Genomic DNA, 17,484 nt, shown 5'->3' on the forward strand with positions numbered 1-17,484 from the left:
TTATGAACAAGAGAGTAATACTTATCGCCGAAGATGACGAAATAATGCGTTCGGCGCTGACCAATGCCTTGTCCCGGGAGGGGTACGAGGTAAGAACCGCCATTGACGGTTCAGAGGCCTGGGAGCAATACCATACCAACGACATTGACCTGGTTTTAGCCGACATCAAAATGCCCAAGATGGACGGGATTGAATTGCTTAAGGAAATAAAGAAAACCAGCTATGAAACCATCGTGATACTTATGACCGCGCACGGCACGATTCCTGACGCGGTAGAGGCCATAAAATTAGGCGCCTACGATTATATCACCAAGCCGTTCCTGATTGAGGAGCTTTTGATGATAATCCAGCGCGCTTTTGAATTGTACCTGCTTACTGATAAGACAAGTGAGGTGGATAAATTTCATAATATCGTCGGCCGGAATAAGGAAATGCAGAAAGTTTACCAGCTCATAGAAACCATTGCCCCGGGCGATAGCTCGGTGGTAATTTACGGTGAAACCGGCTCAGGTAAAGAGCTGATTGCCGAAGCCATCCATTATATGAGCAAGCGAAAGGACAAGCCGTTCATCAAAATCAGTTGCGGCGGTTTTCCTGAAACGCTCCTGGAAAGCGAACTCTTCGGGCACGAGAAGGGGGCCTTTACCGGCGCGTCAGAGCGCAAGACCGGGCGCTTTGAACTGGCCAAGGACGGTACTTTACTGCTGGATGATATTGATGATTTGTCTTTGTCTGCCCAGGTAAAACTGCTTCGTTTTATGCAGGAAAAGAAATTTGAACGGGTCGGCGGTATTGAAACCATTGAGATGGATGTCCGCATTGTTGCCGCAAGTAAAAAGGACTTGAGGCAGGAGGTTACTAAAGGAAGATTCCGGGAGGATTTATTCTATCGCCTGAACGTAATTCCTATTTTTCTGCCGCCATTGCGGGAGAGAAGAGATGATATTCCTCTTTTAGCCAGGCATTTTCTTGGTCATTATTCAGAAACGCTCAATAAGAAGGTGGAAAGATTTTCTTCCCAGGCGCTTAATGCTTTGTTTGAATATGATTGGTCCGGTAATGTCAGGGAATTAGAAAATATTGTAGAACGGGCCGTGGCGCTCTGCAAAGGTTCGGAAATCACTCCGGAAGAGGTATTGCCTTCTCTTGGTTCCCGGAGGTCTTTACGGTCAGGGAAAATCATTATTAGCGCTGACTTAAAACCAGCCGGTGATGTGGTTAAGGAAACGGAAAAACAACACATCAAGAAAATCCTCAAGGAAACCGGCGGACAGAAGATAAAGGCGGCCGAGATTTTGGGCATCAGCCGTAAAACACTCTGGGAGAAAATCAGGGAATATAAGATAAAGTAAAGTCCTGTTATTGGTCCAAATTAAATCCAGCGAAATATAGGGGGACTACACCTATCCCCCACCCCCACTACACCTCTCCCCCCTACCCCCTACCTCCCCCTCCCCATGTGTGGATATACCTCTGGTATCGGTATAAATATCCCCTCATATTCTGTAAATATAACCCCGGCATAGGGTTAATATGTCTCTGGCGGCGTTATATCAACCCGCCCATACCATGTTGATAACCCTCTCGCATCGTGCAGATATGCCTCTGGCGCTGCTATAAACACCCTCTGGCAATCGGTTGATATGCCTGATGGTGCCTTATAAACACCTTCTCACGGTGGGTTGATATGTCTCTCATACCTGTCCCGGCCTGCCCGATGTCCACGATGAAAGACCTCTATGAACATAATAGTAACATACTATTGTTAGAACCCTTACCAAACAGATGTTACATTATCGTAACATTTATATCTTATCTGCTTGATATTAAATGCGTTATAATAATTTACTGCAGTCAAATGTTACTATTTCGTAACATCTACCCGGTTAATCTGTCTATTCTACCTTACGGTCTCTTATATTTTTGTTGTTTCCAACCTATTATACGCCATAGTGATATAATTCACTGTGACATTTTCCACTGTTTTCAGGCAATCTGGCATACCATTTGCATATAAGTGTAGTAGAGGGTGTCAAAAAGTTACTCTGATTTAGGAAGGAGGAAACGAAATAGGTTAATAGGATGAGGGGATTTATTTTTTGGGCGTTTTAGCGCATTATTTCACAGTGAATAATTAAACAAGAACAAGAAAGGAAAAACAGGTATGTTCGAGAATCTGAAATTGAGCGCTCTGCCGGTGCGGATCAAAGTAATGATTACTGGCTTCCTATTGGTCATGGCCTTGGGTTATCTGATGTGTGTGGTAAATGTTTATCTGGTAACCAACTTTTCCATTAATGGGGTAATTGAACATTATCGGGGAACTCAGATTGCCGAAAGCACTCCTTCAACTGGCGGGCAGCCCGCGGCTCCAGCCGTGGAGTCAGAGATTCAATATCCCAAACTGCCGGTGGAAATGGTCCGGGTTTCCCACATCCATCTGATGACCTATGATATGATTTTATTGTTCGTCTGCCTGATATTCCTGCTGAGCGATTTCCCGGTCTGGCTGAAAACGGCCCTGACCACTCCGCCCTGGCTGCTGATTCCGCTGGACTTGGGATGCGGCTGGCTGGTCTGGAAGGTCTGGACGCCGGCGGCCTACGGCCATATAATCTTCGGGGCGTTGCTGGCCGTGTGCTTCTTCGGCGCAATCGGGTTTTCATTGATGGATATGTGGCTGAAGAAAACATCAAATAAATAATAAGGACGCTATGAAATTGGTGGCCCCGAAAGCATTCGGGACCATCTAACTCGCTGTAACGACCAGAGGTCTAACAGCGATAACCCCGATGTCGCTACGCTCATCGGGATAAGAGGCTGTAACACTCCTTTGTCGCTAACAGCCTCTAAGAAAGAGAGGTGTCCGGTTGTCGTTATGGGGTCTCGGCCCATGACGCAGGAGGATATTGGGAATGGAGGAGCAAGGGGACGCTACCTTCTTCCTGGCACGAGGCGCCAGGTTTCTGTTTCTTCTGGAAACAGGAATGTCCTACAGTTTCAATAAGGAGGGAATTAGAACATGGTAAAAAAAGGATTGTTTATCTTGGTGGGGCTGATGCTGATTATCGGCTCAAGCGTGACCGCTGAGGACAAAAAGCCGACCAAAGAAGGCACAAATATGGCATTTGAACTCAATTTGCGTATCCGCAACAATGTGGATGAGGATGTTGTTTCTGACCAGGGATTTCAAATATATGAAATGGAATTGTTTCTTGATTCTACGGTCAATGATAATGCCTCGGTATTTGTAGAGTATCCACTTGCCCACAAAAACGCTCTTAACCTGGGCAATGCTTGGTTGGACCTGCATAAAGCCGGCGAATTAGCCGCAACAGAACAGACCGGATTAATGATAGGCAACTTTGCGCCGCTGGTTGGTTATCTCAACTATGACGATAACCAGAGTTGGGCTTATGGCGGACGGACGACCACCAACACTACCCTTATGAGAGGACAATCTATTGATAGCCAGAAAGTGAGAGACAGACAATTGGGCGTTGCCGGCGGGTACAAAATTAATGATAGTTTCTTTGCCCAGGTTCATCTCTTTGACGGCAGCGGTCCGATTGAAAAAGCCGGCGGTGCGGATAACGACAAAAAGGTTGATGCCGCCACGAGAGTCCAGTACACCATGCCTAATAATTTAGGTAAGGTCGGCGTAGGATATTGGGTTTCACCGGGTACCGATGGGGCGACAGCCAACACTGCGGGCACCCAATTTGGTGGCGCTGGAGCAAAACACCCGCGTACTATAGAACGTACTGTGGTTTACTTTAAGTATCCTAATGTTAACCAGGCAACGCTTCCTGATTTCTCTTTAGGCGGTAAACCTTTTATGGTCTATGGAGAATATATGCAGGGGACAGCCAAGGCCGAAAAACGTGCCGGTGTTCCGGCCAGTTTACAGGTGGACACCGATTTTACCAGTTACTATCTGGAAGGCAATTTCCGGCTCCCGCTTTTTATGGAAAACAATAAAGTAGTCGGGGTATTACGTTATGACTATTGGGACCCTGACAAGGATAAGAGTTCAAACACCTTACAGGCAGTTACGCCATCTGTGAAATGGGAATTCCAAAACAATATGTATCTAACAGTTGGATGGGAATGGTACTTTAGCAATGGGACCAAGGCTGTGGTTCCAGAGAGAGATAACGACCGTCTCGCTGTTGAATTGGCAGTATGGTTCTAAAAACCAGATAAATAGCGCAGGTGGCGGTGACAAATACCGCCACCTGCTTCTATGTTAACCCGATATGTATATTAGTGTAAAAGGAGACAAGTTATGTTTGATAAAAAAGGATATTTTATCCTGACGATGGCGGTGCCGGCCCTGGTGGCCACGACCGCCGATAGGGCGTTTGCCGAAACTTTCCTGACCCATGAGCAGGCGCTTGAGTTCGCGTTCGGTAAGGAAGCCAAGAGCGAGACAGAGGTTAAGTCGCTTACCCCGGAGCAGAAAACCGAGTTCCAGAAGAAACTGGGTTTCCCTTTTGACCCCAATAAAACAGATTTCACATTCTATAAGGGTTTGGTTAATGGCGAGGTCGTGATGTATGCGTATATTGACGTGGTGCCGGGCAAGTGGGGCCCGATTACCTATGTTATTGTCATTACGCCCGAAGGCAAGGTCAGGGATATGTCCGTCACCGAACTGATGGAAAGACGCGGCCGGCCCGTCAAGGAACGGCGATTCCTGGACCAGTTCATCGGTAAAACCACCGAATCAAACATGGTTCTAAATAAGGATATTAAGCAGGTAGCCGGCGCGACAATTTCGTCAACCGGGATGAACAACGGCGTGCGAAAAGTCCTGGCGTTATTCAAACATTTCTATCCGCCGGCTGAGGTAATCAACAAGACCGATGAGGTGCTCAAGAATGTATTTCCCAAGGAAGCCAAAGTAAAATCAGAGGCAGTGACTATTCAGGAAAAGGATATGGAGGGCCTAAAGAAACAATATGGCGCCGCCGTCCAATTCCTGCCGGCTGAGAAACTGGTTGTCTATGTCGATGAAAAGGAGCCAACACCGTCCGTCTCCGCGTTAACCTATTCTGTAAAGGGGAAGAATAACAGCACGGTGAATTATCTGGTGGGATTATCACCGGATGAGAAGATAAATCAATGCTATATCCTTTCGTTGACCGACCCGAAGGATAATCCGGTGGCAGACAAGGCATTTCTGGAGCAGTTTAACGGCAAAGGGCTGGAGGAACTTTTACAGTTGAACCTGGAAAAGGATATCAAGAATGCCGAAGCGCTGTCAAATGTATCCCAGAACTTTGTGCAGGGACTCAGGAAGTCGTTGATATTTGTCAAGACGCTGAAAAACAACGGGAAACAGCAGGGTGCTTCTGACCCTGCAGCGCCGGCGGATAAATCAGCCAGTAAATAGGATATTGAATATGCTTGCAGTGGATAAAAAACCGGTTCAGGGGCAATCCATGCCTTGTTTCAGGCAGGTGCGTTTTCTGATGAACACCTTTGTCAAGGTGGTTATCTATGAGGATGACTCTGCCAAGGCAGAGCGGGCGATGAATTACGCCTTTGACGAGATGAAAAGGCTGGAGGCAATGATGAGCCGGTTTCAGCCGGATAGTCAAGTCTTCTTGATTAATCAATCCGCCGGACAAGCCGAATCTGTCCGGGTTAGTCCTGAGGTTATGTCTGTTTTGGAGGAATCAATCAGGATTAGCCGGCTGACACAGGGGGCGTTTGACATAACCATTGCCCCCTTAATGAACCTTTGGAGTTCGGTAAGCGCATTGGGGCGATTCCCGATCGGGGCCGAATTAAATGATGTCCTGCCGCTGGTCAATTATCAGGCGATAAAGATTGATCGGATTGATCAAACCGTCCGGCTGCCTGATAAGGGAATAGCTATTGACCTGGGCGGGATTGGCAAGGGCTACGCGATTGACCGCGTGATTTTCATCCTGAAATCAGCGGGTATCAAAGACGCCTTGATTGATGTCGGGGGAAATATCTGTGTGATGGGCGATGCCCCGTCAGAAAAAGGATGGAGTATCGGTATTCAGCATCCACTTAATGAAACACAAGTCGTGGCCGCCATAAACCTGGGAAACGAGGCCATGGCTACCTCAGGCGGTTATGAAAGGTTTTTTACGGTTAATAACCGTAAATTGTGCCACATTATCAATCCATCTGATGGCAACCCGGTCCATAATAATGTCTTAAGCGTAAGTATTATTTCCGGGTCGGCTATATTAGGTGACGCCCTTTCCACTGCGGTTTTTGTTCTCGGTGTTGAAAAAGGCATTGCATTGATGGACAAGTTCAAAGATGTCGAGGTTGTTATTATCCATCGCACCCAGCCCTTGCGTGCAAGGGCTGGTCAGCCCCTGCTCGCAGGGGCTGGACACGGTCAGTCCAGGGAAGATTCTTCTGTGTTTCAGGCGGTTTGTTCCGAAGGCCTTAAAGGCAGAATAAACTTTAGGGTTTAATAATACCAGGAGGTGAGGAGATGATTTGCATAATCAGAATTCAGGCACAGGAAAAACCGGAACTGCTCTGGAACGATGTCTTATCCAAAAAGGATAAGTTGCAGGAGGTTCTCAACGGCAAGGGGAAAATACTCTACCTTTCCAAGCGTCGTAACTATAACGAGGTGAGTTTGTTTGTCCATGTGGCCGATGCGAATATACTTGGATGTTTTATAGCCAATCACCTGGCGAAACTTGAGGGCGTGACCGGCATCTGGCTGATTAATATGCTTAAGCCCGTGTTTCATCCGTTGCCCAATGATGCGGGAAAGATGAAACGTTATACGGTGACGATAAAAGCATACTCGCCGAAACTGGGTGAAATCTACAGCGCGCTGGCTAATCTGGCGCCCTCGGATGATGTTTCTGTCGGTTATCTGGCTTATACCTGCCACCTTTTTGGTGACTGCATCCAGATTTCCCTGCAGGCGCCGGACAGCGTTAGGATACAGAAATGTATCGACGAAGTTATTAGCAAGATACCCGGCGTTTTGCGCACCACGCTTTGCGAGATAGAAAGAACCCATCCATTTGTTGCTTACGAGGAGTGGCAGAAATATATTTCCAGGAATGCGGTGCTGGTGGATTGGGATGACCGGCATATGGTGGCTCAGTTTTCTACTTATGGAAAGCAGGATTATAAATAAGATGAAGAATTCTGTTGATACCGAGAGTTGAAGACAGGATTTATTCATTATTGGTCCCGAAATCATTCGGGACCATACCGCCTCGACCCCGCCCCGGTATTTTATCGGGGCGGGGCTCTCTTTTGTCCTATCAAACCGTTATTGTCACCACCGGTTTTCTTGTAATCGTATTATTTTTCTTGACCAGGTCGGCAATTAAGATAATTTATAACTCAAGTTACGTACTCCCCGTCATTCCGTGCTTGACACGGAATCCAGACCGCTTTGGAATTACTGGATTCCCGCCTTCGCGGGAATGACATAAAGGAGGGCTTGTTAGTAATTGCGTAACTCGTATCTATAATGTAACAAACTTATGTTAAGATATTGCCTGATACTATTCCCATTCTTTTTTCTATTAGGCGTTTTTGGTTGTGGTGAGTCAGAGCCGCCGATAGAGGTATCTATGGCGCAGCGCAATGGGGTTGCCGGAGTCAAACAATTACCAGCCAACGGGTATATCCGGCTGGCCATTACCGGCGTTATCTCGCCTGATAAGACATTTAAGTACTACGAGGAGTTCATTGATTATTTTTCCAAGCAAATAAATCATCCGGTTCGGTTAGTCCAGCGCGAGAATTACCGTGAGATAAATGACCTGATGAAATTAGGCAAGGTTGACATTGCCTTTGTGTGCTCCGGCGCTTATGTGGATGCGGAATCCGGAGGCGGGATGGAGCTTCTGGTTGCGCCTGAGGTGATGGGTAAGACGGTTTATTATTCTTATATTATTGTGTCGGCTTCTGCGGATGCTCAAGGCATTAAGGAACTAAAAGGGAAATCATTTGCCTTTACAGACCCGCTTTCCAATTCCGGATATTTAAGCCCTTCTTATATCCTGAAGACCCAATTAGGCGCGACCCCTGAAACATTCTTTAAAGAGATTAAGTTTACCTATAGTCACGACATATCAATTAAAGCGGTTGCCCAGGGAAAGATCTATGGTGCGGCTGTGGATAGTTTGGTTTACGAGTATTTTAAGAGAACGGAACCGGAGCTTATTGCTAAAACAAGGGTTATTCACATTTCGCCGCCCTATGGAATCCCGCCGGTGGTGGTTTATCCCGGATTGCAACCGGAACTGAAAAAGAAGATGCAGGAAATATTTCTTAATATGTATCGGGATATTAGCGGTAAATTAATTCTTGATAAATTGATGATAGATAAATTCGTCATAGTTGACAATAGTTTATACGAGTCCGTCCGCCAGATGGGAAAACATTAGAATGAGATTGTTTGGTAGTTTAAGAAGCAAGATAATCGGCTCTTTTATTGCCTTGACGTTACTTTTGGGAATGGTTACCATCTGGCTGGTTTATAGCCAGGTTAATGGGAATTCCAAAGATGCTTTAATCAGAAAAGGCAGAGGGATTACTCAGGCAATGGTTGAATCGTCAAGGCATCTGATTCTTACGGATAATACCTTCCGCCTACAAGAACTTGTTGACACCCTTAAATTATCGGACAACGAAATTAATTATATTTACATAACAGACCGTTATTCTATGCCGATAGTTCATACCTTTAAGCAGAATATTCCTGATGATTTACTTAAATTGTCCGTTTCTTATAACAGTTCCCAATTTAAGTATTTTTATCTTAAGGCAGACAATGATTTTATCCACCATATCATAATGCCGATTGATGACGGCAAGGTCGGGTTTATTTCCCTGGGTTTGAGTGATTCGCATCGCCGGCAGCGAATCGGGATTATCCTGAGTAATATAATTGTTGTGGCATTGTTCTGTCTAATAGTGGGCGTCATAGGAGCATATATTCTTTCCAGTATTATTACCAGGTCGCTTGGTAAACTTACCAGGGCGGTAAGCAAGGTTGGCCAGGGTGATTTTAATGTAAAGGTTGATATCCCGTCCGGACACGATGAGATTAGCGAATTGGCCAGGACATTTAATAAAATGTCTGAAGACCTTAAGCAGTATGTCAATCGGCTGAACGATTCGGAAAATAATCTCAAGCGCGCCCAGCAAATGGCTGTGGTCGGACAGATGTGCGCCGGGCTGGCGCACGAGATTAACAATCCATTGGACGGCATCCAACGGAGCGTTGAGGTCATTCGTAAGACTCCGGGTGATAATAAAACAAATGAGACGCTTTTTGTCCTAATCAGCGATGGGTTAAAGAGGATTGAAAATACCATCCGTCAGTTATTGGCGTATGCCAGATATCAGCCGAATTTTGGACCGGTGGATATTAATAGCATTATCCAAGACGTGTTCAGGTTAATGGAGCCGCGGATTAAAGAAAATGAAATAGAAGTTGTAATGCAACCGGATAAGGCGCTTCCGTTGTTATCGGCAGACCGGAATGGGATGTTCCAGGTAATCTCTAATTTACTCTCAAATGCGCTTGATATTCTTCCGAAAAAAGGTAAAATAATCATTCGGACGTCCTGGCGGCCGGCTGATAATATCGCGGAAGTATCTTTTGAGGATAATGGTCCGGGGATTACCGAAGGAATTAAGAAACGGATCTTTGAACCGTTTTTTACTACCAAGGAAATGGGTAAGGGAACGGGACTGGGATTGTTTATCAGCAAGAGTATTATTGAACAGCATCAGGGTTCTATCCGGGTGGAATCGGCAGTTGGTAAAGGGTCTTGTTTTATAATAGAACTGCCGCTTAAAGGACATCGGAACTAATATGAAAAAACATATATTGGTCATAGACGATGAAGAGATAGAGCGGATTTCCATTCAGGCGCAACTTACCTCGGAGGGTTACCGGGTTACTACCTGCCCTGAGGTAATCTGCGCTTTGAAGGAACTGGGAAAAGACCCGGATGGATACGATATCATCCTCTGCGACATCAGAATGCCCGGTCTGGACGGCTATGCCTTTTTGGAACAGATTAAGGCGAAATTCCCCGCGCTGACTGTGATAATGATGACCGCTTACGGGACGATTGAGGGGGCGGTCAAGTCAATGCGCCACGGCGCCTATGACTATATTACCAAGCCATTCACGATTGACGAACTGTCCATAAAACTGGAACATGCCCTGGAATACCGCAATAAGGTCCAGGAAAATATTATGCTTAAAGAAGCGCTGAAGGGCAAGCACCAATTTTCCAATCTGGTCGGGAAGAGCAAGGCAATGCAGGGGATATTTGATAAGATTCAGGTGGTGGCTCCGACTAATACTACAATCCTGCTTCAGGGCGAAACCGGCTCTGGTAAAGAAGTGATTGCCTCGGCGATTCACTACAATAGCCCGCGAAAGGATAAACCGTTAATCAAGGTGAGTTGCGCCATGCTTAGTAAAGAGGTGCTGGAAAGCGAATTGTTCGGTCACGAGGCCGGCTCATTTACCGGCGCCATCAAGATGAAAAAGGGCCGGTTTGAATTGGCCAATACCGGCACGCTTTTCCTGGACGAGGTTGATGATATTCCCTACGAGCTTCAGGTCAAACTTCTTCGGGTGATTGAGCAGAAGGCGTTTGAGCGGGTGGGCGGCGAGACGGCTATCCAGTCAGACGTCCGCCTTATTGCCGCCTCAAAATATCCACTTCAGGAACTGGTCAAACAGGGTAAGTTCCGGGACGACCTCTATTACCGCCTGGCCGTGGTTACCGTTAATATCCCGCCTTTAAGGGAAAGAAAAGAGGATATTCCGCTTCTGGTGAACTACTTCGTCAATAAATATCGCAACGAGATTAGACAGGAAACAAGAGATAATACAAGCGATATGCAGATTCCGGATGAGGTGTTAAGATATCTAATGGATTACGACTGGCCCGGCAATATCCGGGAATTAGAAAATGTAATTAAACACATCCTGACGGTAAATAAGACCGGACAACTCAAAGTCGGCGACCTGCCGGAATCGGTGGTTATCCCGCGGCTCCTTGACCTGAAATCCCAGGGGACGGTAAAACTCTCTTCTGTAGTGGGCAAGGTAGAACGCGAAGTGATAGAATGGGCGCTCCAGAAGGCCGGGGGCAACCAGACCAAGGCCGCCGAGATATTGGGCATACCCAGAACGACCCTAAGAGAAAAGATGGCCAGCATTATTCATAAACATTTATAAGATTTCGTCTGAGACCGTCTGAGGATTGTTATATCATAAGGGCAATCCAGCACATAACCTCTACTTTGGGCTACCCAAGTTGAAGGTTATGTGCTGGGCTACTTTAATGGTATAGGCCTGAACATCTAAAACACTTTAGCATCATTTTGACCATTGTATGAATCTGTGATGGAACGGCTCAAGCCGGATTAGTCATAGTTATAGTGGTTATTATTGAAAATCTAACATGGTATTCACCCAATGTCATTCCCGCGAAAGCGGGAATCCAGATAAAAAGGACTGGATACCTGCTTCCGCAGGTATGACAGGTAATGACAACTTTTGACTAATAACCACTATATATATAAAGGGGGTGGCATCATCTTCACACTTGATATGGGTCATCTTCACGCTTGATATGGGTCGTCTTCACGCTTGATATGGGTCATCTTCACACTTGATATGGGTCGTCTTCACGCTTGATATGGGTCGTCTTCACACTTGATATGGGTCATCTTCACGCTTGATATGGGTCATCTTCACACTTGATATGGGTCGTCTTCACGCTTGATATGGGTCATCTTCACACTTGATATGGGTCATCTTCACACTTGATATGGGTCATCTTCACGCTTGGTATGGGTCATCTTCACACTGGGTGGGGGTCATCTTACCCCAGGGGGGGCTACACCCCCCTGACCAATGTCATAACCTGCACCTTTTGCAACATTTTGCCACTCCTGGACCTGACCCACCAAGTAGCCCTATTATTAGTAAAATAACAGACCAAAATCCGTCATATACACACAAACTGACGGAATAAGGTCATAGAATAGTCATAATTAAGGAATATAATCACTATTATTAGTAATTTTTATCACTTTCTACCCATTATATTACAATAAGTTACGGCAATCACTGTGAAATTTTTAGTTTATTAGGCATATCTGGCACGATATTTGCATATACATAGAACATGATAGAGAAAGTATTAAACCCGCAGAAGAAGGTTCCGAGCCCTACAATATCCCGCCTGTTTACCTATTATCGGGCATTGTTAGAATCTCGTGAGACCGCCTATATCTCTTCTGAAGAATTAGCCAAACTCACGGGTTGTATGGCGGCGCAGATTAGAAAAGACCTGACCTATTTCGGGGAATTCGGAACGCCGGGCAAGGGTTATAAAGTAGAGGAATTAAGCCAGCGTCTCAGGAGTATTTTAGGGATTGACCATGATTGGGAGGTGGTATTAATCGGGGTTGGGAATGTGGGTCGGGCGCTGCTTTCTTATCAGGGACTAAAGAGCCAGGGCTTTAAGGTTACCCAGTTATTTGACAATGACTCTAAGAAGATAGGCATGTCCTGTGCTGGATTGAGGATAAAAGATATTGCAAGCATAAAAGAGGAACTCCGGAATAATCAGGTCAAAATGGCGATTATTACGGTTCCGGCTAATTTAGCCCAGGAGGTGGCTGACCTTATCGTGGAGGCGGGCATCAAGGCCATACTGAATTTTGCACCGACCAGGATATCAGCGCCGGCAGATGTCAACATATTGAATATTGATATTACCAACGAATTAACCAGATTGTCTTATTATCTGACGCAATCGGCCCTGTTCGGGGTGAGTAGGCTATCCCAGCAACCGACAAATGAGATAGGGTAATTTTTTTATATAGATTGGTAACTGTATTCACAGTGATAATAATGACAGATACTAACATTAAAAAAGGAGTAATGGTATGGAAAAAGTGAAAAACAGTGAGGTAACCCGTCGCGGTTTTTTGCAGACCGCTCTGGTTACCGCGGGAACTGTGGCAGCGACGACTGCCTTAGGGAAAAATCTGATGGGGGCGCAAGAAACCAAGCCGAATAAGATTCGGCGCTGGGCAATGGTCATTGACCTGCGCAGATGTGTCGGCTGCGAGGCCTGCACCGTTGCCTGCAAGGTGGAGAATAACATCCCGATAGACCATTCCAAAACAGCGGGTCGTAAGATTATGTGGCAGGAGGTCTTGACCACCGAGGGCGGTAAATATCCGCACCCCAACCGCAAGTTCGTCCCCCGGCCCTGTATGCATTGCGAAAACCCTTCCTGCGTCAAGGTCTGCCCGGTCGGCGCCACCTATCAGGACAAGGAAAGGGGATTGGTCCTCCAGCGGTATGAACGGTGCATCGGATGCCGTTATTGCGCTACGGCCTGTCCCTACGGCGTGCGTTATTTCAACTGGTCCAAACCTGAATCGCCGATCTACCAGGCGGATGCAAAGAACCCGAATGTGGAGACCCGTTATAAGGGGATTATGGAAAAGTGTACTTACTGCGTGCACCGGATAAAAGAAGCCGAAGACCGTGCGCAACGCGAGGGACGCGATATCCGCGATGGCGAGGTTCAGCCGGCCTGCGTGCTTACCTGTGCCGGACGGGCCCGGTTCTTTGGCGACCTCAATGACCCGAACAGCCAGGTTTCTCAACTGGCCCGGAGCGGCCGGGAATTTCATCTCCTGGAACATCTCGGTAATGAACCAAAAACCACTTATTTAAAGGAGGCATAACATTATGGAAAATGTAAAAGTAAAACCGCATCCCCTGTTTTATCCGGTAATAATCGGCGCATTGGGTCTGATGGCCGCCGCTGTCTATGCCTGGATTACCCAGATTACCGATGGTCTGGGCGTAACCGGGATGAGCCGGCCGATTACCTGGGGTATCTACATTATCAATTTTGTATTCTTCATCGGCGTGAGCGCCGGCGGCATTGCCGTGGCCGCGCTGGCTAACTTAGGCGGGATTGCCCGGTATAAATCCATCAGCCGTATCAGCGAGGTGGTGGCTATTATCAGTTTAGTCCTGGCCCTGACGGCTATTTTCCTAGACCTGGGCCGGCCTGAACGATTTTACAACCTGATTCTATATGCCCAGTTTTTCTCGCCGCTAACCTGGGATATGGTGATTATTAATATCTACTTCGTCCTGTGCGCCGGATTGCTCTACGCCAGTCTTAAGGGTAATGACAAAATGGTAAAGACCCTATCCTGGATTTCACTGCCGGTCTTTGTTATGGTTCATTCCGTAACGGCCTGGATATTCGGTTTGGTCAAAGGCCAGCCCGGCTGGCACAGTGCGATACTGGCGCCGCTGTTTATTGTTTCAGCGCTGGCTTCCGGATTGGGAATGGTTATTCTGGCCTTGTTATTCACCAAAAAGGTCTGGCGTACGCCGTTGCACCATATTGAGGACGATGTTACGCTCGGTTTAGGCCGTTATTTCAAAATACTCCTGCCCGTGCTTTTCTATTTCTTGTTCTCGGAATTCATTACGATTGCCTATGCCAATGTGCCGGAACATAACCGGATTTTGTCGGAATTATTCACCGGTAATTTCGCTTATATTTTCTGGTTTGATATGGTTCTGGGCATCGTTGTACCGTTTATATTGATTATGTCGCCGCTGGGCAACACGTATTCCGGGGTGGCGGTTACGGCCGTTTTAACCACGTTAGGCGTGCTGGCTGAACGGACCAATATTATTCTGCCGACATTCTATCACCACGATCTGATTAGCACGCCAGCGGTTTATACTCCGACCTGGGTGGAATGGGTGCTGATGCTTGGTTTATGGTCCGGCGGTTTACTGCTTTACTCAATTGCCCTAAGATTTATACCGGCCCATAAACCTGCGCCGGTTATTCCTGCATCCTATCAGCGCAGGGAGGTTTTAGAGGGAACCAGGATTTAATTAACCTAAAATAAAGGAGACGCGCGATATGACAAACCTAACCAGAAGACAACTTTTAACAGGCAGTGCGCTAGCCGGCGGGGCGGCGCTTTTAACGCCCACCCTGCGCTCGCTGGCCCAAACTCCAGCGGCGCCGAATACACATACAGCAGGCGAATGGATTCCCTCCTGCTGTAATATGTGCGGTGGACAGTGCGGGATTATGGTTCATGTGGTTAATGGTAAGGCCGTAAAGATAGAGCCAAATCCCTATGCACCCAATAATTTCTCCAATAACTCAGATGACTGGTTTGCCAATCATCAGAAGGAAGGCAGCCAGATTTGTCCTAAGGGCAATGCCGGTCTGATGACGCTCTACGACCCGGACCGGGTGCAGAAACCATTACGGCGGACTAATCCCAATAAGGGTATCGGCGTGGACCCGGGCTGGAAGGAGATTTCCTGGGATGAGGCATTTGGTGAGATAACCGCCCGGCTTAAGAAACTCCAGGACGCCAATGAGACCCATAAACTTATTTGGTTCAGCGAAGACCATTCATTTACCCATATTCAAGGAGATTTTTGCAAATTATACGGGACGCCAAATTATTCCAATCATTCTAATTTATGTGATACTGCAAGAAAATCTAATTTCAAGGTAATGCTGGGTGATGAACGGCCGTTGTGTGATTTTGCCAACACCAAATATATCCTCTTCTTCGGTTGGAATCCGACCTCGGCCTTAAAGTGGGTTCATCTGGGACGGGTAATTCCGCGTGCCATAGAGAGGGGCGCTAAATTGGTCGTGGTTGACCCCTATCACAGCAAAACAGCCACCAAAGGTGAGTGGATTCCCATCAGGCCGGGAACAGACGGCGCGCTTGCTTTAGCAATGGCGCAGGTGATTATTAGCGAAAATCTCCACGATAAGCCGTTTATTGATGAATGGACAGTCGGATTTGATAAATATGCCGAGTATGTCAAGGACAAGACACCGGAATGGGCGGAAAAGATTACCACCGTGCCGGCCGAGACCATTAGAAGATTAGCCAAAGAGTTAGCCACCACCAAACCGGCCATTGTTGATGTCTGGTCCGGACCGGGACAGCATTCTAACCAGTTTGGCGGCGGCTGGGCTATCGGACTTTTGGCCGCTTTAATCGGCCAGATTGATAAACCAGGCACTTTAATTAATCCCGTTAAAAAAGGTAATAAACATCAGGAGGTTACTGCGACCGATACGGCTGCCGCGGCCAACAAACAACCCCGTCTGGATGGCGGCAAGGACAAATACCCGTTCTTCCACGGCTCAGGGGTCTATACTGAATATATCAACCGTCTTTTAGATGGTAAAGGGCCATATCAGCCCAAGGTTGGAATGGTTATCTTCCAGAATATGGCAATGTCCATACCGGGCACCAACAATGTAGTAGAGGCATTAAAGAAGTTGGAATTCCTGGTGGTGGTGGATATCTTCAAGAGTGAAACGGCCGAACTGGCTGATATCCTTATCCCAGGGGCGCTTTATTTGGAACGTTATGACTTGAATACCCAGTGGGTTACCTGGCCTGTGCTGGGTTTGCGTCAGCCGGTGGTAAAACCCATCTTTGGTCAGCCAACCGAATATGAATTTATAACAGAACTCGGCCGGCGGCTCAATCTGACCGAAAAAGACGGCAAGGAATTCTTCTGGCTTGGTCATGTTTCCGGGCAACGGATTGAGGATAGAACCAAATGGTATGAGGAATTTCTGTCTAAGGAATTAATAACCGGCGAGCCCAAAATGAGTTTAGAAGACCTGAAGAAACTGCCTGGCGCGGTCTGGGTCAGTTCAAAAGGCACCGCTTATAATAAGTTCAAGGCAACCATCCCCGAGGATAAAATGAAAGATACTATCGTAGAAAACGGGATTATTTATTCTACCAAAGAAGGAAAGAAAGACAAACAGGTAGGGTTTATGAAAACTAGTGCTGCGCCAGCGCCGGCACCAGCCGCAGGAGAAACACCAACGCCAGCACCGGTAGGGACGCCGACCGTTGGCTTTATGACACCATCCGGCAAGATTCAATTTGCCGATGAGGGGCTGGCTAAGAAAAAGGATGCCAATGGCAAGCCATTAGCCGTAATTCCGGAATATACTCCGCGCGATTGGCAGCCTGATGCTCAATACCCGTTGTATCTGATTAACTGGAAGGAGGCCAGCCATACCCATAGCCGGACGCAAAACAATCAATACCTGGTGGAACTACAAGGCGAAAATCCCTTAATGATTAATGTGGATACTGCCACAAAGTATGGGCTAAAAAGTGACGACATAGTTTTGGTGGAGTCGCCGTACGGTAAGGTTCAGGCAAAGGTAAAACTTACTGCCGGTATCCATCCTGAAGTGGTTGGACTGCAACACGGGTTCGGCCACTGGGCTTTAGGTAAAACAGCCAAAGGGCGCGGTTTCAGTGATGGCGTTTTACGGCCAACCAAGAGTTGCCCGATTTCCGGCCAGGCGCTCCATAAGGAATGTTGTGTCAAAATCTATAAGGCATAGGGGTTAA

Annotated in this window: 13 protein-coding genes; all 13 read left to right on the forward strand. The window is 47.0% G+C overall.

The features are described 5' to 3' along the window. Nucleotides 1–2: 2 nt before the first annotated feature. The 13 genes from HZA49_06130 to HZA49_06190 all read left to right on the forward strand — a co-directional run bounded on the left by HZA49_06130 (nt 3) and on the right by HZA49_06190 (nt 17,477). Nucleotides 3–1,352, forward strand: coding sequence for a sigma-54-dependent Fis family transcriptional regulator (locus HZA49_06130; GenBank protein ID MBI5779016.1), 1,350 nt, complete (start codon nt 3–5; stop codon nt 1,350–1,352). Between the two features lie 812 nt (nt 1,353–2,164). Next, a complete protein-coding gene (locus tag HZA49_06135; protein ID MBI5779017.1) occupies nt 2,165–2,704 on the forward strand; it encodes a hypothetical protein in 540 nt (179 codons plus the stop codon). A gap of 318 nt (nt 2,705–3,022) precedes the next feature. After that, on the forward strand, nt 3,023–4,195 hold the full coding sequence (locus HZA49_06140) for a hypothetical protein (protein MBI5779018.1): 1,173 nt from the start codon (nt 3,023–3,025) through the stop codon (nt 4,193–4,195). 93 nt (nt 4,196–4,288) lie between these two features. Continuing rightward, nucleotides 4,289–5,398: an FMN-binding protein gene (locus tag HZA49_06145; GenBank protein ID MBI5779019.1), complete on the forward strand. Its 1,110-nt coding sequence runs from the start codon at nt 4,289–4,291 to the stop codon at nt 5,396–5,398. Nucleotides 5,399–5,408: 10 nt separating this feature from the next. Then, complete coding sequence (locus tag HZA49_06150; GenBank protein ID MBI5779020.1) at nt 5,409–6,467, forward strand: FAD:protein FMN transferase; 1,059 nt, start codon at nt 5,409–5,411, stop codon at nt 6,465–6,467. A gap of 20 nt (nt 6,468–6,487) precedes the next feature. Beyond that, on the forward strand, nt 6,488–7,153 hold the full coding sequence (locus tag HZA49_06155; protein ID MBI5779021.1) for a hypothetical protein: 666 nt from the start codon (nt 6,488–6,490) through the stop codon (nt 7,151–7,153). Between the two features lie 355 nt (nt 7,154–7,508). After that, complete coding sequence (gene phnD, locus HZA49_06160) at nt 7,509–8,417, forward strand: phosphate/phosphite/phosphonate ABC transporter substrate-binding protein (GenBank protein ID MBI5779022.1); 909 nt, start codon at nt 7,509–7,511, stop codon at nt 8,415–8,417. Nucleotide 8,418: 1 nt separating this feature from the next. Further along, entirely contained in the window at nt 8,419–9,852 is a 1,434-nt protein-coding gene (locus tag HZA49_06165; GenBank protein MBI5779023.1) for a HAMP domain-containing protein, read from the forward strand. A 1-nt stretch (nt 9,853) separates the two neighbouring features. Continuing rightward, entirely contained in the window at nt 9,854–11,239 is a 1,386-nt protein-coding gene (locus HZA49_06170; protein MBI5779024.1) for a sigma-54-dependent Fis family transcriptional regulator, read from the forward strand. 955 nt (nt 11,240–12,194) lie between these two features. Continuing rightward, nucleotides 12,195–12,884, forward strand: coding sequence for a redox-sensing transcriptional repressor Rex (locus tag HZA49_06175; GenBank protein MBI5779025.1), 690 nt, complete (start codon nt 12,195–12,197; stop codon nt 12,882–12,884). Between the two features lie 211 nt (nt 12,885–13,095). Further along, nucleotides 13,096–13,773: a 4Fe-4S dicluster domain-containing protein gene (locus HZA49_06180; GenBank protein ID MBI5779026.1), complete on the forward strand. Its 678-nt coding sequence runs from the start codon at nt 13,096–13,098 to the stop codon at nt 13,771–13,773. A gap of 4 nt (nt 13,774–13,777) precedes the next feature. Beyond that, nucleotides 13,778–14,956, forward strand: a complete 1,179-nt coding sequence (nrfD, locus tag HZA49_06185; GenBank protein MBI5779027.1) for a polysulfide reductase NrfD — start codon at nt 13,778–13,780, stop codon at nt 14,954–14,956. Nucleotides 14,957–14,984: 28 nt separating this feature from the next. Beyond that, a complete protein-coding gene (locus tag HZA49_06190; GenBank protein MBI5779028.1) occupies nt 14,985–17,477 on the forward strand; it encodes a molybdopterin-dependent oxidoreductase in 2,493 nt (830 codons plus the stop codon). Nucleotides 17,478–17,484 lie beyond the last annotated feature (7 nt).

Source organism: Planctomycetota bacterium (assembly GCA_016235865.1).
Lineage (GTDB): Bacteria > Planctomycetota > MHYJ01 > JACQXL01 > JACQXL01 > JACRIK01.